At 70.7% G+C, this 21968-nt stretch carries 21 protein-coding genes and 1 pseudogene; 3 read left to right on the top strand and 19 right to left on the bottom strand.

Translation table 11 applies throughout. The features are described 5' to 3' along the window. The 3 genes and pseudogenes from GBZ26_RS12430 to GBZ26_RS12420 form a co-directional block, all read right to left on the bottom strand. A pseudogene (locus tag GBZ26_RS12430) lies at positions 1-181 on the bottom strand (BAX inhibitor (BI)-1/YccA family protein); the annotation flags it as partial. Positions 182-241: 60 nt separating this feature from the next. Further along, complete coding sequence (locus GBZ26_RS12425) at positions 242-1117, bottom strand: anti-sigma factor family protein (protein ID WP_174439112.1); 876 nt, start codon at positions 1115-1117, stop codon at positions 242-244. A 2-nt stretch (positions 1118-1119) separates the two neighbouring features. After that, on the bottom strand, positions 1120-1710 hold the full coding sequence (locus tag GBZ26_RS12420; protein ID WP_247884801.1) for a sigma-70 family RNA polymerase sigma factor: 591 nt from the start codon (positions 1708-1710) through the stop codon (positions 1120-1122). Positions 1711-1845: 135 nt separating this feature from the next. On the opposite strand from GBZ26_RS12420, the gene GBZ26_RS12415 reads away from it, so the two are divergent. Continuing rightward, the gene (locus tag GBZ26_RS12415; protein ID WP_014241890.1) at positions 1846-2130 is read left to right on the top strand and encodes an HU family DNA-binding protein; all 285 of its coding nucleotides are present in this window, start codon (positions 1846-1848) and stop codon (positions 2128-2130) included. A gap of 86 nt (positions 2131-2216) precedes the next feature. Next, positions 2217-2405 carry a hypothetical protein gene (locus GBZ26_RS12410; protein WP_174439111.1) on the top strand — a complete coding sequence of 63 codons (189 nt, stop codon included), beginning with the start codon at positions 2217-2219 and terminating at the stop codon, positions 2403-2405. A 14-nt stretch (positions 2406-2419) separates the two neighbouring features. Here GBZ26_RS12410 and GBZ26_RS12405 read toward each other — a convergent pair whose 3' ends face one another. The 7 genes from GBZ26_RS12405 to GBZ26_RS12375 all read right to left on the bottom strand — a co-directional run bounded on the left by GBZ26_RS12405 (position 2420) and on the right by GBZ26_RS12375 (position 9965). Next, the gene (locus GBZ26_RS12405; RefSeq protein ID WP_174439110.1) at positions 2420-2794 is read right to left on the bottom strand and encodes a response regulator; all 375 of its coding nucleotides are present in this window, start codon (positions 2792-2794) and stop codon (positions 2420-2422) included. Between the two features lie 113 nt (positions 2795-2907). Further along, a complete protein-coding gene (locus tag GBZ26_RS12400) occupies positions 2908-3639 on the bottom strand; it encodes a helix-turn-helix domain-containing protein (RefSeq protein WP_174439109.1) in 732 nt (243 codons plus the stop codon). A 176-nt stretch (positions 3640-3815) separates the two neighbouring features. Beyond that, positions 3816-5120, bottom strand: coding sequence for a four-carbon acid sugar kinase family protein (locus GBZ26_RS12395; RefSeq protein ID WP_174439108.1), 1305 nt, complete (start codon positions 5118-5120; stop codon positions 3816-3818). Continuing rightward, positions 5117-6388 carry a ribulose-bisphosphate carboxylase large subunit family protein gene (locus tag GBZ26_RS12390; RefSeq protein WP_174439107.1) on the bottom strand — a complete coding sequence of 424 codons (1272 nt, stop codon included), beginning with the start codon at positions 6386-6388 and terminating at the stop codon, positions 5117-5119. The genes GBZ26_RS12395 and GBZ26_RS12390 overlap by 4 nt, the downstream gene beginning before the upstream one ends. 8 nt (positions 6389-6396) lie before the next feature. Further along, positions 6397-6936: a VOC family protein gene (locus GBZ26_RS12385; RefSeq protein ID WP_174439106.1), complete on the bottom strand. Its 540-nt coding sequence runs from the start codon at positions 6934-6936 to the stop codon at positions 6397-6399. Between the two features lie 44 nt (positions 6937-6980). After that, complete coding sequence (locus GBZ26_RS12380) at positions 6981-8870, bottom strand: TRAP transporter large permease (RefSeq protein WP_246654044.1); 1890 nt, start codon at positions 8868-8870, stop codon at positions 6981-6983. Between the two features lie 39 nt (positions 8871-8909). After that, positions 8910-9965: a TRAP transporter substrate-binding protein gene (locus GBZ26_RS12375; RefSeq protein WP_174439105.1), complete on the bottom strand. Its 1056-nt coding sequence runs from the start codon at positions 9963-9965 to the stop codon at positions 8910-8912. A gap of 134 nt (positions 9966-10099) precedes the next feature. Here GBZ26_RS12375 and GBZ26_RS12370 point away from each other — a divergent pair, with 134 nt between their 5' ends. Continuing rightward, positions 10100-11185: a LacI family DNA-binding transcriptional regulator gene (locus tag GBZ26_RS12370; RefSeq protein WP_174439114.1), complete on the top strand. Its 1086-nt coding sequence runs from the start codon at positions 10100-10102 to the stop codon at positions 11183-11185. Here the strand turns inward: GBZ26_RS12370 and GBZ26_RS12365 are convergent. From GBZ26_RS12365 to GBZ26_RS12325, 9 genes are all read right to left on the bottom strand, one after another. Continuing rightward, on the bottom strand, positions 11145-12089 hold the full coding sequence (locus GBZ26_RS12365; protein ID WP_174439104.1) for a DMT family transporter: 945 nt from the start codon (positions 12087-12089) through the stop codon (positions 11145-11147). The two genes, GBZ26_RS12370 and GBZ26_RS12365, sit on opposite strands and share 41 nt — an antisense overlap. Before the next feature lie 167 nt (positions 12090-12256). Continuing rightward, positions 12257-13201, bottom strand: coding sequence for a 3,5-dioxohexanoate:acetyl-CoA acetone transferase (kce, locus tag GBZ26_RS12360; protein ID WP_174439103.1), 945 nt, complete (start codon positions 13199-13201; stop codon positions 12257-12259). Positions 13202-13382: 181 nt separating this feature from the next. Then, positions 13383-14945 (bottom strand): acetolactate synthase large subunit, encoded by a 1563-nt coding sequence (locus tag GBZ26_RS12355; protein ID WP_211104719.1) that lies wholly within the window; start codon positions 14943-14945, stop codon positions 13383-13385. Next, on the bottom strand, positions 14942-16003 hold the full coding sequence (locus GBZ26_RS12350; RefSeq protein WP_174439102.1) for a histone deacetylase family protein: 1062 nt from the start codon (positions 16001-16003) through the stop codon (positions 14942-14944). Before GBZ26_RS12350 ends, GBZ26_RS12355 begins: the two co-directional genes overlap by 4 nt. Positions 16004-16150: 147 nt before the next feature. Further along, positions 16151-17380 carry a Zn-dependent hydrolase gene (locus GBZ26_RS12345; RefSeq protein WP_174439101.1) on the bottom strand — a complete coding sequence of 410 codons (1230 nt, stop codon included), beginning with the start codon at positions 17378-17380 and terminating at the stop codon, positions 16151-16153. Between the two features lie 27 nt (positions 17381-17407). Then, positions 17408-18358, bottom strand: a complete 951-nt coding sequence (locus GBZ26_RS12340; protein WP_174439100.1) for a ketopantoate reductase family protein — start codon at positions 18356-18358, stop codon at positions 17408-17410. A 10-nt stretch (positions 18359-18368) separates the two neighbouring features. Continuing rightward, entirely contained in the window at positions 18369-20033 is a 1665-nt protein-coding gene (locus tag GBZ26_RS12335; protein WP_174439099.1) for an ABC transporter ATP-binding protein, read from the bottom strand. Further along, positions 20033-20905: an ABC transporter permease gene (locus tag GBZ26_RS12330; RefSeq protein ID WP_174439098.1), complete on the bottom strand. Its 873-nt coding sequence runs from the start codon at positions 20903-20905 to the stop codon at positions 20033-20035. Before GBZ26_RS12330 ends, GBZ26_RS12335 begins: the two co-directional genes overlap by 1 nt. Then, positions 20902-21882, bottom strand: coding sequence for an ABC transporter permease (locus tag GBZ26_RS12325; protein ID WP_035679724.1), 981 nt, complete (start codon positions 21880-21882; stop codon positions 20902-20904). The genes GBZ26_RS12330 and GBZ26_RS12325 overlap by 4 nt, the downstream gene beginning before the upstream one ends. Positions 21883-21968 lie beyond the last annotated feature (86 nt).

Here is a 21968-nt window from a genome sequence, read left to right as displayed (position 1 = left end):
AGATCGGCACGTACAGCGCCGGCGTGCTCGCCACGAACAGCGCCACCAGACCGGTCACGCCCAGACCGAGCATCATGAAGTTGTAGACCCGCAGCATGTGCTTGCGCAGGCCCTCGTCGAACGCCGCGCCGTAGGCCGGTGCCGCGCTGCCGAATTGGTTGCCGTAGAAGGGTCCGCTCATTGTCTCACCATGTCCTTCGGATGCTTATCGTTCAGATGCTAGTCGTTCAGTGCGTCGGCTTCAGAACCAGGCCATGCGGGCGTCGCGGGCGTGGGCCAGGATTTCCTTTTCCGGCTGCTCGCCGCACAGCGCGTAGACCGTCGTCCCGACCTGCCAGTAGGCGACCGAGACGTTGCCGATCCGCTCCGCCTGGGGTTCGGTGACGGCGAAACGGTCGACCTCGCTGGCGAACAGCGTGATCAACTCGGACCCGCCGTGGCGGTAGGCCGCCTGCACCGCGACCCCGCCGTCCCAGGCCACCGTGCGCAGCCCGTCCGGCGCCTGCCCGATGTCGAGCTGCGGGATCGGCACCGCGACCTCCGGGTTGGCGGGGGCGAGCCGGTTCACCAGCGAATGGGCGGCGTCGGCGAAGGGCTTGAAGTCGATCCCGCTGTGCAGCGCCTGCTGGTGGGTCTGGGCCGCGATGGTGATGTAGTGGGTGGCCGCGTGCGCCGTGGCGACGGGGTTGACCGAGAGCGACGACACCGCGCTGTGCGCCGTCCAGCCGAGTCCGACGAGGCACAGCGCCGCCACCGTCCGCCGCCCGCGGCCCGAGCCCTTGGCCGCGCGCGCCCGCGCACGGTTCATCAGCTCCGCCGCCGGGCGGCGCCACAGGGCGCCCCACTGCTTGCGCCGCGGCAGCGGCGCGCCGGCGCCGACCGCCGGCTGCGCCGGAGTGGGGGCCGGTTCGGGCGCGGCCAACTCCGGCTCCGCCTTCTCGACGGCGGGGCCGTCCATGAACAGCCGGATCTCGTCGCGCACCCGCATGTCGTGCATGACGCGGGCGGCCTCTTCCGGATTGGCCTCCAGATAGGCCTCCACCTCGATGCGGCGTTGCGCGTCGAGCTCGCCGTCCACATAGGCGTTCAGGTCGATGTCGCTGATCGGTTCGTTCATCGTCATTTCACCACGCGCAACGGGGGGCGCTGGACCCGGTCTGATGGGGTTCGGTCGGACTGGTCTGACGCCGGCTGGCGCCCGCCGCCCGTCTTGGCCCGCAGCGCGTCGCGCGCACGGCCCAGGCGGGACATCAGGGTGCCCACGGGGATGCCCAGGCACTCCGCGGCGTCCCGGTAGGACATGCCGTCGAGCGCCACCAGCACCAGGGCCTCCCGCTGTTCGACCGGCAGGGTCATCAGCGCCGCGATGGTCTGGCCCAGATGGACATGGCTCAACTGCGCGGGCGGGGAGCCTTCCTCCGCCATCGAGCTGAGCTCGCCGGTCGCCTGGCGTTCGGCCTGCTGGCGCCGCCAGCGGTCCACGAAGGTGTTGTGGACGATGGCGAGCAGCCACTTGCGCAGGTCGCGCCCGTCCGTGAAGGACGACGCCCCCTCGATGGCCTTGACGAGCGCCTCCTGGACGAGGTCCTCCGCCTGATCGGGGTCGCGCATCAGGACCAGGGCGTAGCGCCGCAGAACGTCCAGATGCTGTCCCAGCTCGTCTCTCATCACCGTCCCGGATTGGTTCTTCACACTCGGCATACGGATCATGCCGTGGCTTAATCCGCTCCGGGGGAAAAAATCGCCACGGGATTGGCTTGCGCGCGGACGCGGGGCGGAGTAGGTCAGAAGCGCCTGGAGCCCTGGAGAATGCTGGGGTTCCTCCATGAACAAGGGGAGTAGGGAATGACGAAGGCCGATCTCATCGACGCGATCGCCGGCAAGCTGGGCGGCACGAAGGCCGACGCCGGCAAGGCGCTGGATGCGGTTCTGGAAAGCCTGCAGGACGCGCTGGTCAAGGGGGAGACGGTCAAGCTGCCGGGCTTCGGCCAGTTCGAGATCGCCGAGCGCGGCGAGCGCACGGGCCGCAACCCGCAGACCGGTGCGGAGATCAAGATCGCCGCCTCCAAGGCGCCGAAGTTCTCCGCCGGCAAGGCCCTCAAGGACGCCGTCAACGGCAAGGCCGAGTAAGCCTTCCGCAAGGACGATCCTTGTATCGGATGAAGGGGCGGCGGCAACGCCGCCCCTTTCGTCTTTCCAAATTTCCTGGAGACGACATGAGCAGCAACAGCGTCTACCGCTGGATCAAGGTCGAAGGACGGTGGGAGCCGGCGCAGCAACTGGCCGATGGCTCCTACATGCCGATCGGCGACATCGTGCCTCTGTCCGCCCGCAGCGTGAAGGTCGGCCCGGTGATCGAGCCGCCGCCCCGCAACGCCGCCCCCAAGGACGATGTCGGCGAATAGGGTTGACGCCCGCTCTATCCGGTCGTCCCGACCCGGTCGAGCATGGCGCGGACCGCGCCGATCGCCGCCTGGAAGCTGAAGGGCTTGTGCAGGACGCGCAGGCGGTCGGACTCCGGGTGCCAGAGGGCGCCGCTGTCGGCGGTCATGACGATCACCGGCAGGGAGGGCTGCCGCGCCCGCGTCCGGCGAATCAGTTCGTTGCCATCCATCACCGGCATGCGCAGGTCGGTCATCAGCAGCGACGCCGGGCCGCTTTCCAGGGCGGCGATGGCTTCCAACCCGTTGTGGGTCAGCGTGACGCGCAGCCCCTGGCCTTCCAGCGTGTCGGCAAGGGCCAGGGCTTCGAGGCGTTCATCCTCGGCGACGAGGATGTGGGGGACGGACTCCATGGTTCGGCCTGACAGTGCAACGCAAAGGGAGTAAGGGGTACGTTGCGGCCGGCCGAATGGATTTCCCTTGATTGCGGAGGGGGATCGGAGCGCTGGGGATCAGGCGCCGTGTTTCAGGCGCACTCGGCCAATTCGGCCAGGGCCTCGGCGTCCAGCAGCTCGACCCGGCCGCCGTCGAGGATGCGGATCAGGCGCGAGGTCTTCAGCTTGGTGAAGCCGCGGGACACCGTCTCCGTGGTCAGGCCGAGATGGTCGGCGATGTCGCAGCGGCTCATCGGCAGGGCGATGGCCCGGCCGGCACCGGCCCGGCGGCTCAGCGCCAGCAGGAAGCTCGCCAGCTTCTCCAGCGCCGACTTGCGGCCCAGCAGCAGCATCTGGTCCTGCGCCGCCACCAGCTCGGAGGTGGTGACCGACAGCAGCCGGCGGGCCAGGGCGGGCTGGGAGTCCAGCAGGGCGTCGAGCTGGCAGCGCGGGATGCGCTGGACGGTGGAGGCGGTGATCGCCTCGGCGGAGTAGAGGTAGCGGTCGGCGAAGGCCAGCCCGACCATGTCGCCGGCCTGGAGGAAGCCGATGATCTGGCGGCGCCCGTCCGGCAGCAGCTTGTAGAGGCGGATCATGCCGTCCACCACCCGGAAGACGGCGTCGGCGGCCTCGCCCTCGGCGAAGATGGACTGTTCGCGGTCGAACACCCGGAACTGGGCGATGGCGGCCAGCGGGTCGGCGTCGTTGGCGGCGAAGCCGGCGGCGGGGCGGGAGGGGGCGACACGCGGCATCGCCATCACGGCGGCCTGATGGCCGTGCGGAACGCGCGTCGGCTGGGCGGCGATGGCGGTGTGAGCGTGCATGTCGGGCCCCTCGGCGTTCGTGGAAGCGGCCCGTCCCCGTGGGGCAACCGCTCGATGAGCCGACGTTATGCGCTGCGGGGTGCCCTGTGCAGTTCGGTCTTGTACCTAAGGGGCTTTGCGTACGTAAGACTACCTAGGGGGCATTGCGGACGTGCGGCGGACGGGGGCGACGGCCTTCATCCCCCGTGCACCAGCCGTTCGAACAGGTCCTCCGACCCCATCTGCCCGCCCTTGAGCATCAGCTCGACGCCGTCGGTGGGCGGGTGCGCGCTGTGGGTCAGGCTGACCGTCACGCCGGGGCTGAGCGCCGTCCGGTAGGACAGGCCCCACAGGCCCAGCGCCTTCACCGCCTTGCTGGAGGTGTCGCCCCCGGCGATGCCCATGCGGCGCAGCGGCGCCGCGCGAGCGACCGAGGCCACGAAGTCCGCGGTCGCGTCGGCGATGGCCGCGGACTGGGCGGTGTCGGGCGTCTCGCCCTCCGCCGGGGCGGTCCACACCAGCACGTTCCGGCCCTGGCCCAGCAGCCCGGCGATCTCGCTCCGCAGCCGCTCGCGGTAGGTGGCGTCGCGGCACAGGGCGCCGGCGTCCGCCGGCATCCGGTGGAAGGAGGCCGCCGCGGCGATCTGCTTGCGCGTGACCGGCGACAGACTGCCGGCCAGCACGAAGACCGGCCCCTCCGCCGGGGCCAGGGGCGTGTCGCCGACCGTCTCGTCGCGTTCCCATTGGGTGGCCAGCGCCTGGACCACGCCGCTCGGCCCGACCGCCAGCAGGGGCGAGCGCCGCGCCCGCTCCCAGATCAGCCGCCCGGCGGGCTCCAGATCGGCCGGCTGGGCGATGTCCAGGAGGATGGCGGGTGCGCCGCCCGCCACCATCCGCTCCAGCTTTTCGTCCAGCGCCCCGCTGTCCAGCCCGTAATCCGGGTAGTGCAGGGCGCCCATCCCCTCCAGCCCCTGCGCGGCGAGATGGAGGCGCAGGTCGGCCTCCGTCATCGGGGTCACCGGGTGGGCCTTCATGGTCGGGTGGCGGTCGATGCGGTGGACTGTCCCGCCGGTCCCCGCGGCGGCGAACAGCGTGCTGAACAGGCAATAGCGCCCGATGTTCGGCTGGCCGCCGACCACCGGCAGGAAGCGGTTGGGGAAGAAGGGCCGCAGGACCGCCACCGCCGCCCCGATGCTGCCGACCCGCGGCGCGCTGTCGAAGGTCGAGCAGCACTTGTAGTGCATCACCGGCACGCCGAGCCCGGCGAAGAAGCGTCCCACCGGCTCCAGCTCCGCCCGCAGGGCTTCCGGGTCCATGGTGCGCGACGCCCCGGCGATCCCCAGCGCGTCCAGCGGGCCGAACCCGGCCAGCCGCTCCGCATCGGGAATCCCCAGCAGAAGCAGCGCCCGCTGCCCGGCCTTCGCCAGCGTGGCCAGCGTGTCGGTGGCCCCGGTGAAGTCGTCCCCGTACCAGCCCAGACGGGGCGGCGGATGGCTCGTCACTTGGATGCTCCGAAGAACTCCAGGGCGCGCTTCAGCTCCGGCCGGGTCGCGGCGGCGTCGGGCAGGGCGACGCCCTCGCGCACCGCCGCCCAGGCCTGGCGGATGCTCGTCACGCCGGCGGCGGGGCCGTCCGGGTGGGCCATGATGCCGCCGCCGGACATGAACAGCAGATCGTCCGTTCCCACCGCGTCCCAGGTGACGGGGACGGTCCCCGCCCACTGGCCGGAGGAGAAGGCCGGCATCACCGCGTCGTCGCAGCCCTCGGCCAGCGGGGCGAGGCAGGACTTGGCGCCGTCGATGACCTCCGCGTCGGGCTGGGCGAATTTGCCCTGGAGGCCGTGGACGTGCATGTGGTCGACCCCGGCGAGCCGCCACAGCGTCTGGTAGGCGTCGAAGCCGATGCCCAGGCTGGGGTGGCGCGACAGGGCGCCGAAGCCGTTGCGATGCCCGTGCAGCACCAGCCCGCTGTGGCGGCGCAGGGTCTGCACGGCGGAGAAGCCGCACCAGTTCAGGCTGACCATCACGCAGCTTCCGCCCTCGCGCTCCACCAGATCGGCGTGGCGGCGCATGGCGTCCGTCTCGTCGCTGATGTTGAAGGCGACCATGACGTGCTTGCCGGTGCGGTCCTGGTGGCGGCGCACCCGGTCCATCACCGCCGGCACGCGCTGGGCCAGCGGGGCGTGGATCGGATCGGCGCAGATCTCGTCGTCCTTGATGAAGTCCAGCCCGGCGGCGCAGAGCGTGCCGACCAGCTCGCCGGTCTCCTCCGCCGACAGGCCGAGGTTCGGCTTGATGATGGAGCCGACAAGCGCCCCGCGCTCCACCCCGGTCAGCCGCCGGGTGCCGGCCACGCCGTGGCGGGGGGCGTCGAACTGATTGCGATAGGCGGCGGGCAGGCGGACGGAGTCGAGTCGCAGGCCGGTGACCTCGCCGAGGTCGAACAGGTTGCCGGCCACCGTCGCGGCCAGCGTCGGCAGGTTGGCGCCGACGTTGCCGGTGGGGAAGCTGATGGCGACGCGGGCGCGCCGCCACGGTCCGGGCCGCTTCTGCCGCTCCAGCCACGTGTTCGGCAGGCTGGGGGAGGCGGCGGGTTCCAGCTCCTCCACCCGCTCCACCACGGCGCGGGCGCGGGCGCGCAGGTCGTCCGTCTCGCCGTGCACGCGGGTGAAGGTGCCGCAGGACTGCTCCCCCGCCATGACCTCCGCCACCTTGGCGGGGTCCAGCGGGGTTTCGATCAGATAGGTCGCCTCGAAGCGGTCGGAGCGCATGGCGGGACTCACAGGCGGCTGAGGTCGGGGAAGGGCCGGACCGGATCGCGGCCGTCCCAGTCCAGGGAGGCGTTGCGGATCAGGTCGAACATCTTGCCCTTCGGCCCGGCGACCTCCGACAGCTCGATCACCGTGCCGGGGTGGTACTCGGTGTCGAAATAGACGAAGCGGCCCTTCTCGCCGACCTCGCCGCTCATCACCGGCTTGAAGCCCTGGCCGGTCAGCCGCTCCAGGTCGGCGTCGTAATTCTCGGTCCAGTAGGCGACGTGCTGGAGCCCGGTGCGGCCCGCCTTCAGGAAGTCGCGGTACATCGACGGCGCGTCGTTGCGGGTCTGGATCAGCTCCATCTGGAGCGGGCCGGAGTTGGCGAGCGCCACCGAGTTGTGAACCTCGTACCGCTCCCCGCGGTAGCTGTAGTTCTTGATCGGAACCCGCTCGTTGTAGAACCACGGGCCGATGCCCAGGGTGCGGCTCCAGTAATCCATGGCGGCTTCGATGTCGTCGACGACGTAGCCAGCCTGCCGGATCTGGCCGAAGAATCGGCTCATGAAGGAACTCCTGATTTTATCGTTATGGGGGGACCGGCAAGACTTCAGTAGGGAAGGAAGCCGGTGGAAATCCACGGAATGGCGGCGACCACGATCAGGCCCACGAGAAGGGCGGCGACGTAGCCCCAGATGTGTTTCAGGCCTTCGTCCGGGCTGACCTTGCTGATGGCGCAGGCGCCGTAGTAGCCGACGCCGAAGGGCGGGGCGAACAGGCCGATGCCCATGGCGAAGATCACGACCATCGCGTAATGCACCTCGTGCACCCCGGCGTCGCGGGCGATGGGGAACAGCAGCGGGCCGAACAGGACGATGGCGGGGATGCCCTCCAGAACGCTGCCCAGGATGATGAAGGCGACGATGGAGATGGCGAGGAAGCCGTAGCCGCCGCCGGGGATGTCGGCCATCCACAGGGCCAGCGCGCGGGAGAAGCCGGACTGCGTCAGGCCCCAGGCCATGGCGGTGGCGCAGCCGACGATGAAGATGATCGCCCCGGTCAGCGACGCCGTCTCGATCAGCATCGGCTTCAGCCGCGCCCAGTCGAACTGGCGGTAGACCAGCAGCCCCATGAGGGTGGAGTAGGCGATGCCGATGGTCGACACCTCGGTCGCCGTCGCCACACCTTCCACCACCGCGGCGCGGATGACGAAGGGCAGCAGGATGGCCGGCAGGGCGGCCACGGCCAGACGGGCGATCTCCGACGCCGGCGGGCGGCGGATGTGGCTGAGGTCCTCATGGCGGTAGCGCCACCAGACGACGGCGCAGAGCGCCGCCCCCAGGACCACCGCCGGCAGCAGGCCGCCCGCGAACAGCGCCGCGATGGACACGCCGGTGACCGAGCCGATGGTGATGAGGACAATGGAGGGCGGGATGGTCTCGGTCTGCGCGCCGGTCGCCGACAGAAGGGCCACGAGGTCGCCGGGAGGGGCGCCGCGCTTCTTCATCTCCGGGAACAGCACCGGCGCGATGGCCGCCATGTCGGCGATCTTCGAGCCGGAAATGCCCGACACCAGATACATCGCCCCGATCAGCACGTAGGACAGGCCGCCGCGCACATGGCCGAGCAGGCTGGCGAGGAACTGGATCATCGCGCGGGCCATGCCGGTCATCTCGATCAGCAGGCCGAGGAAAACGAACAGCGGCACCGCCAGCAGGATCAGGTGCGACATGCCCTCGTCCAGCCGCCCGACCATGACGAGCAGCGGGGTCGAGGTGGTCAGCGCCAGATAGCCGAAGGTGGCCAGCGCGAAGGAGAAGGCGATGGGAACGCCGCCGAACACGCAGGCGGCGACCACGCCGACGAAGAAGATGACGAGGTTGGCCTGCCCCAGCGGCTTCAGCACCGGACCGGCCAGCCAGAAGGCGATGGTCACCGCCGCGGTCAGCGCGACCGCCGCGAGCGTGATCCGGAGGTTGCGCAGCCGCATCAGCCGGATCAGCGCGACCACGGCCATCAGCCCCAGCCCGGTCGGCAGGGCCGCCGCGCGCCAGGCGTTGCTGATCTCCAGCGCCGGGGTGACGATGAACTGCTCCTCCATGGCGTAGTCCAGGGCGGGGTGCAGGATCATCGCCAGGAAGGCGATGGGGGCCGTGATCGCCAGCGTCTCCAGCAGGGCGCGCGTGGTCGGGCCGACGCGGCTGACCAGACCGGTCATCCGCATGTGCTCGCCGCGGCGCAGCGCCACCACGGCGCCCAGCATGGACAGCCACAGGAAGAGGATCGAGGCCAGCTCGTCCGACCACACCAGCGGCGCGTGGAAGACGTAGCGCGCCGTCACCCCGGCCAGCAGGATGGCGATCTCGGCCAGAACGATGAGGGCGGCCACACCCTCCACCGTCGCGGCGAGGCCGCGGTCCAGCCGATCGGTCCAGGAACCGCCGGACGCGGCCCCTGGCATGGCGCCGCCCTCGTCGAGCGCCGTCGCGTGGTGAGACAAAGCCGCACCCTCCCTTCCCGTGTTGTCCACAGCCGTCCCTTAGGCGAGCTTGCCGACGGCGCCTTCCAGCAGCGCCCAGGCCTCGTCGCCGAAGCGGCCCTTCCATTCGCCGTAGAAGCCGCTGTCGCGGAGCTTGGCGCGGAAGCTGTCGGGGGAGGGCTGGTTGAAGGTCAGGCCCTTGGACTGGAGGTCGGCCTGCACCGACTGGTTCAGCGCCTTGATGTCCTCGCGCTGCTGCACGCCGGCGTCGTTGATCGCGGTGGAGACGATCTTCTGCAGGTCGGGGGGCAGGCCGCGCCACGCGCGCCCGTTGGCGATGAACCAGAAGCCGTCCCAGATGTGGTTGGACAGGGCGCAGTACTTCTGCACCTCGTACAGCTTGGCGACCTGGATGATCGGCAGCGGGTTCTCCTGCGCGTCGACGATGCGCGTCTGCAGCGAGGAATAGACCTCCGAGAACTGGAGGCTGGCCGGGGCGGCGGACAGCGACTTGAACATGGCGATGCTGAGCGGGCTGACCGGGACGCGGATCTTCAGACCGTCCATGTCGGCGGCGGACTGGATCGGCTTGGCCCCGCTGGTCATCTGGCGGAAGCCGTTGTCCCACATCTTCTCGAAGGCGTGCAGGCCGACCTTGGAGATGGCGCCGCGCACATGCTCGCCCAGCTTGCCGTCCATGGCGGACCAGACCTGCCCGTAGTCGGCGAAGGCGAAGCCGACGGCGTTGATGGCGGCCACCGGGACCAGCGTGGCGATGACCAGCGCCGAAGGCGTGAAGAAGGTGATGCCGCCGCTGCGCACCTGCGACAGCATGTCGGTGTCGCCGCCGAGCTGGTTGTTCGGGAAGATCTGGATGTCGACGCGGCCGTTGGTCTCGCGGCGGATGCGCTCCGCCGCCTCGTGCGAGCGGACGTTCAGCGGGTGGGTCAGCGGCAGGTTGTTGCCGTACTTGAAGTCGAACTCGGCGGCGCGGGCGATGCGCGGCGCGCCGATCAGGGTGGCGGTGCCGGCTCCCGCGGCCAATCCGGCAGCCATTCCGATCGCCGGAGTGGCGGCCAACCCCTTGAGCATCGTGCGGCGCGAGAGCGGGTTCATGCTTTCCTCCCAGGAAACGTTGATGTAGTTTGATGTTCGACGGTGATTGTTGGTTGGACGGTATGTGCGCGAATGGCCGGTGTCAAACGCGAATGATGATGTGATTTGATGGGATCGGAGGGTTTTGAGCCGTGATGCAGGATGATGCGGACGCCGTCGCCGCGCCCCCCGAACACACCCGCGGACTGCCGCGGATCGCCGACATCGCCCGGCTGTCCGGAGTCTCCACGGCCACCGTGGACCGCGTGCTGAACCACCGCCCCGGCGTGCGCCCGGCGACCGTGCAGCGCGTGATGAAGGCCGCCGCGGAACTGGACTACATCCCGGAATCGGACCTCGGCGCGGCGCTGGGGCCGAAGCCGGTGCGGCTGGCCTTCCTGCTGCCGGACGGGACGAACCGCTACCTGACGCGGCTTGGGCAGCTCATCCGCCAGTCGGAGGCGGCGCTGGCCCCGCTGGGCATCCGCGCGCAGGTGGAGTTCATCAAGAGCTTCAACCCCGACCTGCTGGCGCGCAGCCTGCTCCAGCACTGGCGCAAGGTCGACGGGGTCGCCTTCATGGCGCTGGAACATCCGGCGGTGCGCGAGGCGGTGAATGAGCTGGCGGCGCGCAACGTGCCGACCGTGACGCTGATTTCCGACGTGCAGAACTGCCGGCGGGCCGCCTATGTCGGGCTCGACAACCGGGCGGCGGGGCGGACCGCGGGCTATCTGTTCGCGCGCTTCCTCGGCGGGCGGGCGGGCAAGGTCGCGATGATCGCCGGCAGTCTCAGCTACCGCGCGCACGAGGACCGCGAGCTGGGATTCCTCAACGTCCTGAAGGAGATGGCCCCGGCCATCGAGGTGGTGGGGCTGCGCGAGGCCCACGACGACGAGGCCAAGAGCTACCGGCAGACGCGGACGCTGCTCAGCCACCACCCCGACCTCGCCGGCATCTACACCATCGGCGGCGGGGCGGAGGGCGTGGCCCGCGCGCTGAAGGAGGCGCGGCGGGAGCGCGAGGTCGTCTTCATCGGCCACGGCTTCACGCCGGAGACGCGCGCGCTGCTGATCGACGGCACGATGGAGGCGGTGATCACCCAGGACCCGCGCAGCGCCCTGATGAGCTGCGCCGCCGTCTTCGCCAACCTGCGCGCCGGCCGCGAGGCGATGCACGGCGTGGAGCCGCCGCGCATCGAGGTCATCTTCCGGGAGAACCTGCCTCCCGCGGCTCCGCCGTGACCGGCACCGGGGCGGGCACGGGCCGCTTGTCGCGCACCATCACGACCAGCAGGACGGCGCAGAGGATCAGAGCCAGCGCGGCGTAGGTGCGCAGCGGCGGCGTCTCGCCCAGCACGACGATGGCGCCAGTCACGCCGATCACCGGCACGATCAGCGAACTGACCGAGGCCTGTGCGACGCTCAGCCGCCGCACGATGGCGAACCACAGCAGATAGCCGCCGACCATCGCCACCAGGATGTGGAACACCAGGGCCACCGCCACCCGCGGCTCCAGCGCCAGCGTCGGGGCGGGGTCCAGCGCCAGGGCGAAGGGCAGCACCACCGGCAGGGAGATGGCGAACTGCCAGCCGGTGATGGCGTTCGGCCCCATGGTCCAGGCCGTCCGCTTGATGAGGACGTTGCCCAGCGCCCAGCTCAGCGCGCCGGTCAGCATGAAGGCGGGGCCGAGCGGCAGGGCGCCCAGCCGCAGCAGGTCGGGGCCGAGCAGGACGGCCAGGCCCGTCAGCCCGCAGGCCAGCCCCATCCACTGGCGCGGCCCCGGACGCTCGCCCAGGATGGGGATGGCCAGCAGCGTCGCCCAGGCCGGCATGGTGTAGGCGATGATCGCCGCCCCGGAGGTCGCCATATTCATCTGCCCGAAGGCGGAGCAGATGTTGAAGCCCGCCATGTTCAGCAGCGCGACGGCGACCAGCGGCCAGCGCTGCCCGCGCGGCACGGCCAGCGATTCCCCGCGCGACCGCGCGTAGGCGAACAGCACCGCCGCTCCGACGGCGAAACCCAGGCTGCGCAGCGTCCAGGGCTGGATCTGGGTGAGGATGATCTTGACGGCGGGCCAGTTCAGGCCCCAGCAGACGCTGATGAGGCCGACCAGCGACAGATCCAGCGCCCGAGCGCGGCTTATCATGGCATGGGATTCCGGGTGTGGGATGGATGCACTTCATTTCCCCTCTCCCCTCGGGGGAGAGGGTCAGGGTGAGGGGGATGCGCGTGGCGGGACGTGCGGCACAAGCGCAACCCCCTCACCGGCCCTGCGGGTCACCCTCTCCCCTGAGGGGAGAGGGTTGTTCCCGATCAGAACCTCACCGCGTCGCCGCCCTTCAGGGACAGCATGGCGCGGGCTTCGTCCGGCGTGGCAACCTCAAGCGCAAGCCCCTCGATCAGCTTGCGGACCATGGCGACTTGCTCGGCGTTGGAGGTGGCGAGGCGGCCCGGACCGGCCCACAGATTGTCCTCCAGCCCGACGCGCACGTTGCCGCCCAGCGCCAGCGACTGGGTGGCGATGGGCATCTGGTTGCGCCCGGCCCCCAGCACCGACCACACATACTGGTCGCCGAACAGCCGGTCGGCGGTGCGCTTCATGTGCATCACGTCCTCCGGATGCGCGCCGATGCCGCCCAGGATGCCGAACACCGACTGCACGAACAGCGGCGGCGTCACCAGCTTGCGGTCCAGGAAATGGGCCAGCGTGTAGAGGTGGGAGATGTCGTAGCACTCGAACTCGAATCGCGTCCCGTTGCCGGAGCAGGTCTTCAGGATGTGTTCGATGTCCTTGAAGGTGTTCTTGAAGACGAGGTCGCGGCTGTTCTCCAGATAGGTGCGCTCCCAGTCGTGCTGGAACTCGCTGAAGCGGTTCAGCATGGGGAACAGGCCGAAATTCATCGAGCCCATGTTCAGCGAAGCGACCTCCGGCTGGAACTGAGCGGCGGGGCGCAGCCGGTCCTCCACCGTCATGGCGGCGCTGCCGCCGGTGGTGATGTTCACCACGGCCTTCGTCGCCTGCTTGATGCGCGGCAGGAAGCGCTGGAACAGCTCCGGGTCCTGGGTCGGGCGGCCGGTCTCCGGGTCGCGGGCGTGCAGGTGGACGATGGCCGCGCCGGCCTCCACCGCGGCGATGGCCTCCGCCGCGATCTGGTCCGGCGTCACCGGCAAGTGCGGCGACATGCTGGGCGTGTGGATGGAGCCGGTGACCGCGCAGGTGATGATGACTTTCCGCGCGCTCTTCTTGGGCGTCGTCATGCTGTCCTCCCGTTGTTTCTTTCTCTGCCCGATCCCCTCTCCCGTCCCGCGAGAGGGTGCCCGCGTCAGCGGGCGGGTGAGGGTCAATCCAAGTATCAGTGCCGTCTTCGTGCCGGACCCTCACCCTCCCCATGGCTGCGCCATGGGTCCCCTCCCTCTCCCGGGGCGGGAGAGGGCCTGTTCAGATCACCGCTTCGATCAGGAAGGGGCCCTTGCGGGCGAAGGCAGCGGTCAGCAGGCGGTTGAAGCTTTCCGCGTCGGTGGCCTGTCCGCCCTCCACCCCCATGCCGCGGGCGAGCGCCACCCAGTCGAGGTCCGGGCGGCCCAGCTCCGTGCAGTTGCGGGCGTTCGGCCCCATGTCGCGGAAGCCGAGGTTGCCCAGCTCCCATTGCAGGATGCCGTAGCGGCGGTTGGCGAAGATGATGGTCACCACGTCGGCGTTCTCGCGCGCCTGGCTCCACAGGGCCTGGAGCGTGTACATGCCGCTGCCGTCCGCCTGGACGGTCACCACCTTGCGGTCGGGGCAGGCGATGGCGGCACCCAGCGCCAGCGGCATGCCGATGCCGATGGCCCCACCGGTGATGGTCAGCCAGTCGTGCGGGCGCGCCCCGGCGCAGGCCGTGTAGACCATGGGGCTGGAGGAAATCCCCTCGTCCACCACGATGGCCCCCTCCGGCAGCAGGGCCGCCAAGGATTGCCCGACGCTGTCGGCGGTCAACGAGCCGGTCGCCGGAGTGGGCGGGGCGAGCGGCTGCGCGGGAACCGGCGTCCCGGCGGCGCCCACCGCCTCGACCAGCCAGCGCAGGGCGGCCAAGGCGTCCGCGCCAGGCGGGGCGACGGTGTGGATGCGGCAATCCTCCGGAGCCAAACGGCTGGGCTTGTCGGGGTAGCCGAAGAAGCCGACCGGCTCGCCCGAACCGATCAGGACGACGTGCTTCGCCCCGGCCAGCGCGGCAATGCCGAGGTCGATGGGGTAGGGGAAACGCTCCACCGTCACGCGGCCCGCCCCGCGCTCGATGCGGGTGGCGCCGGTGTGGGCGTAGAGCTTGGCGCCGGTCGCGGCGGCGATCCGCCCGGCCAGGGCCAGCCCCTCCGCCCGCGTGGCGCGGCCGTTGAGCAGGACCACCACCCGCTCGCCGCTGCTTAGGGCGTCGGCGGCGGCGCGCAGGGCGCCGGCGTCCGGGGCGATGGGGGCGGGCGGCTCCACGATGATCGGGTCGGTCGCCGCCGTGTCGTCCCAGGAGGAGTCCGACGGCAGGATCAGCGTCGAGACGCCGCAGGGCGGGGTCAGCGCGGCGCGGATGGCCTCCGCGGTGTCCGCGGCGACCGAGGCCGCGTCCGGCACCGTGCGCACCCACGCCGACATCGGCTTCGCCAAGCCCTCCACGTCCGAGGTCAGCGGCGCGTCGACGCCGCGGTGCCACGTCGCGTGGTCGCCGACGATGTTGACCATCGGCACGCAGGCGCGCCGGGCGTTGTGCAGGTTGGCAAGCCCGTTCGCCAGCCCCGGCCCGAGATGCAGCAGCGTGGCCGCCGGACGGTCGGTCATACGGGCGTAGCCGTCCGCCGCACCCGTCGCCACCCCTTCGAACAGCGTCGGGACGCAGCGCGCGCCGGGCATGCTGTCGAAGGCGGCGAGCGCGTGCAACTCCGACGTGCCGGGGTTGGCGAAGCAGGTGTCGACGCCGTTCGCCACCAGCGTCCGGACCAGTATTTCCGCGCCCGGGATTTTTACGCCGGTCATCGTGCCGCCTCCGTAAGCCCGCCTTCGAAACCGTCCAGGAAGCTGGCGAGATTCACCGCCAGCGCATCGCAATCGTAACCGCCCTCCTGCACAACGACGGTCGGCAGGCCGGCGCCGGCGATCCTGCGGCCCAGCGCGGCGAAGCCCGGCGTCGTCACCTTGAAGAAGGCCAGCGGGTCGCCGACGTAGGTGTCGAAGCCAAGCGACAGCACCAGCGCCTCCGGCCCGAAGGCGGCGATGTGGGTCAGCGCCCCGTCCACCGCGTCGAGGAAGGTGGACTCCTCGGTGCCCATGGGCAGGGGAATGTTCAGGTTGCTGCCCAGCCCGCGGCCCTTGCCGCGCTCGTGCGCGTAGCCGGCGAACCAGGGGTAGAAGTTGTTGGGATCGCCGTGGATCGACACGACCAGCACGTCGTCGCGCTCGTAGAAGATCGCCTGCGTGCCGTTGCCGTGATGGACGTCCACGTCGAAGACGGCGACGCGCGGCGCGCGGCCCTGCTGGGCCAGCACCGGCAGCATTGCCTGGGCGGCGACGGCGGCGTTGTTGATGTAGCAGAAGCCCCCGGCCATATCGCGGGACGCGTGGTGCCCCGGCGGGCGGCACAGCGCGTAGGCCGCGCGCTCCTGACCGCTCGCCACCATCAGCGCCGCGTGGACCGCCGTGTCGGCGCCGCCGCAGACCGCCTCCCAGGTGCCGGCGCCGATCGGGCAGGCGGTGTCCGCCATGTGCCAGCCGGCCTGACCGACGATGCCCGTTGGATACTCGGCCATGTCGGTGTTGCGGTGAACGTTGGGGACGATGACCTCCGACGCGTCGGGCAGGGCCGACCAGCGGGCGTGGGCGGTTTCCAGGAAGCGCAGGTAATCGGCGGAATGCACCGCCGCGCGCGGGCCGGCGCCGTAGGACGGCGGCTCCTCCACCGTCGCGCCGCGCGCCCGCAGGGAGCCGACGAGCGCCTCCGCCCGTTCCGCCTTCTCCGGCGAGGGCTTCGGCTGGCCGCGCACCAGGAAGGTCGGCGGACGATGGCGCAACTGGGCCTCGGCAAAGACGTAGCGCATGGACAGGCTCCCGGAATGATTTTACCCCCCCCCCCCTCCGGGGAGAGGGTTAGGGTGAGGGGGTTGCGCGTGTCGGACCGTTCGGCAAAAGCGCAACCCCCTCACCCCGGCCCTCTCCCCAGGGGGGAGAGGGGGAAAAGATGGATGTTACCCGGCCGTCGCCAGAACCGCGTCGGCCAGAACCGCGCAGCCGGACGCGGCGTGCTCGGGCTTGATGTTCTCCGCCTCGTTGTGGCTGAGGCCGTTCTCGCAGGGGATGAAGATCATCGCCGTCGGCACCTTGCGCGCGACATAGACCGCGTCATGGCCCGCCCCGGACACGATGTCGCGGTGGCTGAGGCCGCGCCGCTCCACCGAGCGGCGGACGTGGCCGACCAGCTCCGGCGCGAAGGGCGTGGTCGGGAAGGCCCAGAAGTCGGTCAGCTCCAGCGTCAGGTCGCGCTTGTCCGCGATGGCGGCCAGCCGCTCGCGCAGCATCGCGTCCATGCGGGCCAGCGCGTCGGGGTCGGGGTTGCGCAGGTCGATGGTGAACCAGACGCGGCCGGGAATGACGTTGCGGGAGTCCGGGTGGACCTGGACGCGCCCGATGGTCGAGCAGGCGTCGCCGCCGACCTCCAGCGCGATGGCCTCCACCGCCTCCATCATCACCGCGGCCCCGGCCAGCGCGTCGCGGCGCAGGCGCATGGGCGTCGGCCCGGCGTGGGATTCGCGGCCCGTCACCGTCGCCTCGTACCAGCGCTGGCCCTGGGCGCCGGTCACCACGCCGATCTCCACGTCCTCGGCCTCCAGCACCGGGCCCTGCTCGATGTGCGCCTCGAAATAGGCGCCCATGGCGTGGCCGGTGACCGGGACCTCGCCCTTGTAGCCGATGCGCGCCAGCTCGTCGCCCAGGCGGACGCCGTCGGTGTCGCGGATGTCCAGCACATGGTCGAGCGTGAAGACGCCCATCGCCACGCCGGACCCGAGCATCGGCGGGGAGAAGCGCGCGCCCTCCTCGTTGGTCCAGACGATCAGGTCGATGGGGGCGTCCGTCTCGATGCCCTGGTCGTTGAAGCTGCGGATGACCTCCAGCCCGGCCAGCACGCCGTAGATGCCGTCGAAGCGGCCGCCGGTCGGCTGGGTGTCCAGATGGCTGCCCATGCAGACGGCGGGACGGTCGGGGTTGCGGCCCGGGCGGCGGGCGAAGATGTTGCCCACCTCGTCCACCGTCACGGTGCAGCCGGCCTCCTCGCACCAGCGCACGAAGAGGTCGCGCCCTTCCTTGTCGAGGTCGGTCAGCGCCAGCCGGCACAGGCCGCCCTTCGGCGTCGCGCCGATCGTCGCGAGATCCATCAGGGTCCGCCACAGGCGGTCGCCGTCGATGCGCAGGTCAGACATGGTCCCTATCCCGATCCCAATTCCGAATTAGTGTTGAGTGATGGCGCGAACCGCGGCCAGCAGCCCGGTCACCGTGGGCAGGCTCAGCCCCGCCCGTTTTGCCAATTCCAGCGGCGCGTCCAGCACCGCCTCGATCTCCGCCCGCCGGCCCGCCGCCACGTCGGCGCGCAGCGCCGGGCGGATGCGGCCCGGGTGCTGGGCCAAGGTCCACACATCTTCGACCTTCGCCGCCGCCGGATGGCCGAGCGCCGCCGACAGGGCCAGCACGTCCTCCACCAGCGCGGCGAAGGTCGGCTGCAGCGCGTCGTCGTGGGCGATCTCCTGCGCCGTCTTGCCGGTGGCGAGGCCGAGCAGGCCGAAGGCGAAGGGCGCCAGCAGCGCCGTCCACACCTCCGCCCGGATGTCCGGCACGGCCAGCGCGTTGAAACCGCCCGCCCCGAACAGAGCCGCCAAGTCCCTGGCACCTTCGTTCCCCGCCACCGGGCCGAGGGCGAGACGCAGCCCGCCGAGATGCCGCAAATAGCCGGGGGTCCGCCGCTCCACCGCCACGCGGGCGACGGCGCCGACGATGCGGTCCGCCGGGATGGCGTCCGACAGCAGCCCCTTCGGATCGACCGCAGCCAACGGGCCGCCGATGGCCTCGCCCGCCGGGTACCACCAGGGGATGCCGCCAACCACCGGCACCAGCCGCGTCTTCGGCCCCAGCAGGGGAAGCAGCAGGTCCAGCACGTCGGTCAGCAGCGGCGCGGGCACCGCCAGCACGACCACGTCCTGCGGTCCGAGGGCCAGCGTGTCGTCGGTCACCTCGGGCCGCACCGTCACCGGACGGCCCGAGGGGCCTTCGACCGTCAGGCCGTCGCGCCGCAGCGTGTCGAGCGTCCGCCGCCGGGCGACCAGCGCGGCCGGCAGCCCGGCGGCGGTCAGCCGCGCGGCGATCAGACCGCCGACCGCCCCGGCCCCGATGACGGCGACCTTCATGCCGGCCCCGTCAGGCGCTGCTGCGCAGGGCGGCCGACCGCCGCGTCACCGGAACCACGTCCTCCGGGATGGTCCAGCCCTTGCCGGGGATGGCGTCCAGGAGAGTGCGGGTGTAGGCGTGCTGCGGGTTGCCGAACACCTCCTTGGCCGGGCCGATCTCGACGATGCGGCCCTTCTGCATGACCGCGATGGTGTCGCAGATCTGGGCGGCGATGCGCAGGTCGTGGGTGATGAACAGCATCGACAGGTTCAGCCGGTGCCGCAGATCCTCCAGCAGGTCGAGCACCTGCGCCTGCACCGACACGTCGAGCGCCGACACCGGCTCGTCGGCGATCAGCAGCTTGGGCTCCAGCGCCAGGGCGCGGGCGATCGAGATGCGCTGGCGCTGCCCGCCGGAGAACTCGTGCGGGAAGCGCTCCGCCGCCGAGGCGTCGAGCCCGACGAGCGTCAGCAGCGCCTTCGCCTTCTCCAGCGCCTTGCGGCGGTCCTCGCCGAAGGCCACCGGTCCCTGGGTGATGATGTCGCCCACGGTGTGGCGCGGGTTCAGCGAGGCGTAGGGGTCCTGGAAGACCATCTGCACGTGCCGCCGGTAGGGCCGGAAGGCCGGGCGCGACAGTGACAGCAGATCGACCCCTTCGAACAGGATCCTGCCCGAATCCGGCTTGATCAGCCCGACGATGGAGCGGCCCAGCGTCGACTTGCCGGAGCCGGACTCGCCGACCAGACCGACCGTCTCGCCCTGGTGGATGGTCAGGGACAGGTCGTCGCCCGCCACCACCTTGCGCCCCGGCGTGAAGAATCCGCCGCCGAGGTGGAAGGTCTTGCACACCTTCTCCGCCGTCAGCACCGGCTGGCGCGCACGGGTGAAGTCGTCGCGGTGCTCGATCAGGTGCGGGACGGCGGCGATGAGCTGGCGGGTGTAGGGATGCCGAGGGTGGTTCAGCACCTCCTCGGCGGTGCCGATCTCCACGATCCGGCCGCGCTGCATCACGGCCACGCGGTGGGCGATCTCCGCCACCACGCCGAAGTCGTGGGTGATGAACATCACGCCCATGCGGCGCTTGGCCTGGATGTCCTGGATCAGCTCCAGGATCTGCTTCTGGGTGGTGACGTCGAGCGCGGTCGTCGGCTCGTCGGCGATCAGGATGTCCGGCTCGACCGCCAGCGCCATGGCGATCATCACGCGCTGGCGCTGGCCGCCCGACAGGCGGAACGGGTAGCTGCGGCGCAGATGGTCCGGCTCCGGCAGGCCGACGGAGGCGAGAAGCTCCACCACGCGCGCCCGGCGGGCGGCGCGGTCGAGCGTGGTGTGGTAGCGCAGAACCTCGTCGATCTGGTCGCCGACCCGCATCAGCGGGTTCAGCGCCGTCATCGGCTCCTGGAAGATCATGGCGATGCGGCCGCCGCGCAAGCTCCGCTGGTCGCGCTCCGGCAGGCTGAACACGTTGGTGCCCTGGTGGCGGATCTCGCCGGCCGACACCGTCACCGCCTTGGGCAGCAGGCCCAGCACGGCGTGCGCGGTCATCGACTTGCCCGACCCGGACTCGCCGACCACGCAGAGGATTTCCCCGGGCTCCAGCGTGAAGGTCAGGTCCTCGACCGCGTGCGGGCGGTCGGCGCCGCGCGGCAGGTCGATGGTCAGGTTGCGGACGTCGAGGAGAGGCGTCTCGGTCATCAGGAACGGCCCTTTCGCGCCAGCTTGGGATTCAGCGCGTCGTTCAGCCCCTCACCCACGAGGTTGAGGGCAAGCACGGTCAGAAGGATCGCGATGCCGGGGAAGAAGCTCATCCACCAGGCCTGACGGATCACCGTGCGGGCCGCACCCACCATGTAGCCCCAGCTCATCAGGTTCGGATCGCCGAGCCCGAGGAAGGAGAGGGAGCTTTCCAGAAGGATTGCCGTCGCCACCATCAGCGAGGCCGACACGATGATCGGGGACAGGCTGTTGGGCAGGATCTGGCGCCAGATGATCGTCATGTTCGACTGGCCGGTGGTCACCGCGGCGTGCACGAACTCGCGGCTCCGCAGGCTCATGAACTCGCCGCGCGCCAGCCGCGCCAGCGGCGGCCAGGAGACGATGGCGATGGCCAGCACGATGGAGGTCAGCGACGGCGTGAAGATCGCCACCAGCACCACGGCCAGCACGAAGTTCGGGATGGTCTGGAACAGCTCGGTGAAGCGCATCACCAGATCGTCGACGCGGCCGCCGTAGAAGCCGGAGACGGCCCCCAGGAACACGCCGATCAGCACGGCGACGGCGGTCGAGGTCAGGCCGATCAGCAGCGACACCCGCGCCCCGTGGGCGATGCCCGCCGCGATGTCGCGGCCCAGCGTGTCGGAGCCGAGCAGCGCGTCCTCCGACAGCGGCGGCTGGAAGGGCATCGCGGTCATGTCCCACGGGCTGGCCGGGTAGAGCACGTCGGCGAAGGCCGCCATCAGGACGATCAGGGTCAGGAAGGCCAGCCCGATCACCGCGCCCTTGTTGCGGGCGAAGGCGCCCCAGAAGCCGGACCCCTTGCGGGACGGCGTGATGGCCGCGGCGGTCATGGCGCCACCTCGATGCGCGGATCGACGAGGGAATAGATCAGGTCGGTCAGCAGGTTGAACACCACCACCACCACCGAGGTCAGAAGGAAGATGCCGAGCAGGACCTGATAGTCGCGCTGCAACACGGCCTCGAAGGCGAGGCGCCCGATGCCGGGGAGCGCGAAGACGGTCTCGATCAGGATGGAGCCGCCGATCAGGTGGCCCGCCTGGAACCCCGCCACCGTGATGACGGGCAGGATGGCGTTGCGCAGGATGTGCACCGACACGATGCGCCATTCCGGCAGGCCCTTGGCCCGCGCCGTCTTGACGAAGTCCATGTCGCGCACCTCCAGGATCGAGGCGCGGGTCAGCCGGGTGTAGACGGCCATGTAGAAGAGGCCGAGCGTGGTCACCGGCAGCACGAGGTGCTTCGCCTTGTCGAGGAAGGCCTCCCAGCCGGTGTAGCCGGCGCCGATGCTCTCCGTGCCGAAGGCGGGCAGCCAGCCGAGATTGACCGAGAAGAGAAGGATCAGCATCAGCCCGATCCAGAAGATCGGCGTCGCGTAGGCGGTCAGTCCGACCACGGTGATGGCGGTGTCCGACCAGGTGCCGGCGCGCATCGCCGCCAGCGTGCCCAGCGCGATGCCGCCGAGCAGGGCCAGCACGAAGGCGGTCAGCGTCAGCGACAGGGTGACGGGCAGGCGGTCCATCAGCAGGTCGAAGACGGGGCGCTGCTGGCGGTAGGAATAGCCGAGATCGGCCTGCACCACCTTGGACATGTAGGTGCCGAGCTGCTCGTACAGGGGGCGGTCGAGGCCGAACTGCTGGCGGAGCTGTTCGACGAACTTGGCATCGGCGGCCCCGGCCTCGCCCGCCATCACCGCGGCGGGATCGCCGGGTGCTGCGTGGACCAGGAAGAAGTTGAACACGGCGATCGCCAGAATGACGAAGACCGCCTTCACCAGCCTCTGTGAGATGAATAGGGCGATGCGGGGCATGTTGTCACTCCTGGGATGCGTTTTGCCCCCTCCCTGACCCTCCCCCGCTTCGCAGGGGAGGGGACTGCCGCCGCTTCGCCCCAAAC

Source organism: Azospirillum formosense (assembly GCF_013340925.1).
GTDB lineage: Bacteria > Pseudomonadota > Alphaproteobacteria > Azospirillales > Azospirillaceae > Azospirillum > Azospirillum formosense.
This window is presented reverse-complemented; position numbering and strand designations above follow the sequence as displayed.

Excerpts from the sequence above, each read along its gene's own strand:
- GBZ26_RS12345 (WP_174439101.1), bottom strand. The coding sequence starts at position 17,380 with ATGTCTGACCTGCGCATCGACGGCGACCGCCTGTGGCGGACCCTGATG.
- GBZ26_RS12375 (WP_174439105.1), bottom strand. The coding sequence starts at position 9,965 with ATGAACCCGCTCTCGCGCCGCACGATGCTCAAGGGGTTGGCCGCCACT.
- GBZ26_RS12350 (WP_174439102.1), bottom strand. The coding sequence starts at position 16,003 with ATGCGCTACGTCTTTGCCGAGGCCCAGTTGCGCCATCGTCCGCCGACC.
- GBZ26_RS12370 (WP_174439114.1), top strand. The coding sequence starts at position 10,100 with ATGCAGGATGATGCGGACGCCGTCGCCGCGCCCCCCGAACACACCCGC.
- GBZ26_RS12330 (WP_174439098.1), bottom strand. The coding sequence starts at position 20,905 with ATGACCGCCGCGGCCATCACGCCGTCCCGCAAGGGGTCCGGCTTCTGG.
- GBZ26_RS12410 (WP_174439111.1), top strand. The coding sequence starts at position 2,217 with ATGAGCAGCAACAGCGTCTACCGCTGGATCAAGGTCGAAGGACGGTGG.
- GBZ26_RS12390 (WP_174439107.1), bottom strand. The coding sequence starts at position 6,388 with ATGCGCTCCGACCGCTTCGAGGCGACCTATCTGATCGAAACCCCGCTG.
- GBZ26_RS12340 (WP_174439100.1), bottom strand. The coding sequence starts at position 18,358 with ATGAAGGTCGCCGTCATCGGGGCCGGGGCGGTCGGCGGTCTGATCGCC.
- GBZ26_RS12405 (WP_174439110.1), bottom strand. The coding sequence starts at position 2,794 with ATGGAGTCCGTCCCCCACATCCTCGTCGCCGAGGATGAACGCCTCGAA.
- GBZ26_RS12400 (WP_174439109.1), bottom strand. The coding sequence starts at position 3,639 with ATGCACGCTCACACCGCCATCGCCGCCCAGCCGACGCGCGTTCCGCAC.
- GBZ26_RS12425 (WP_174439112.1), bottom strand. The coding sequence starts at position 1,117 with ATGAACGAACCGATCAGCGACATCGACCTGAACGCCTATGTGGACGGC.
- GBZ26_RS12420 (WP_247884801.1), bottom strand. The coding sequence starts at position 1,710 with ATGATCCGTATGCCGAGTGTGAAGAACCAATCCGGGACGGTGATGAGA.
- GBZ26_RS12325 (WP_035679724.1), bottom strand. The coding sequence starts at position 21,882 with ATGCCCCGCATCGCCCTATTCATCTCACAGAGGCTGGTGAAGGCGGTC.
- GBZ26_RS12365 (WP_174439104.1), bottom strand. The coding sequence starts at position 12,089 with ATGATAAGCCGCGCTCGGGCGCTGGATCTGTCGCTGGTCGGCCTCATC.
- GBZ26_RS12335 (WP_174439099.1), bottom strand. The coding sequence starts at position 20,033 with ATGACCGAGACGCCTCTCCTCGACGTCCGCAACCTGACCATCGACCTG.
- GBZ26_RS12415 (WP_014241890.1), top strand. The coding sequence starts at position 1,846 with ATGACGAAGGCCGATCTCATCGACGCGATCGCCGGCAAGCTGGGCGGC.
- GBZ26_RS12385 (WP_174439106.1), bottom strand. The coding sequence starts at position 6,936 with ATGAGCCGATTCTTCGGCCAGATCCGGCAGGCTGGCTACGTCGTCGAC.
- GBZ26_RS12355 (WP_211104719.1), bottom strand. The coding sequence starts at position 14,945 with ATGACCGGCGTAAAAATCCCGGGCGCGGAAATACTGGTCCGGACGCTG.
- kce (WP_174439103.1), bottom strand. The coding sequence starts at position 13,201 with ATGACGACGCCCAAGAAGAGCGCGCGGAAAGTCATCATCACCTGCGCG.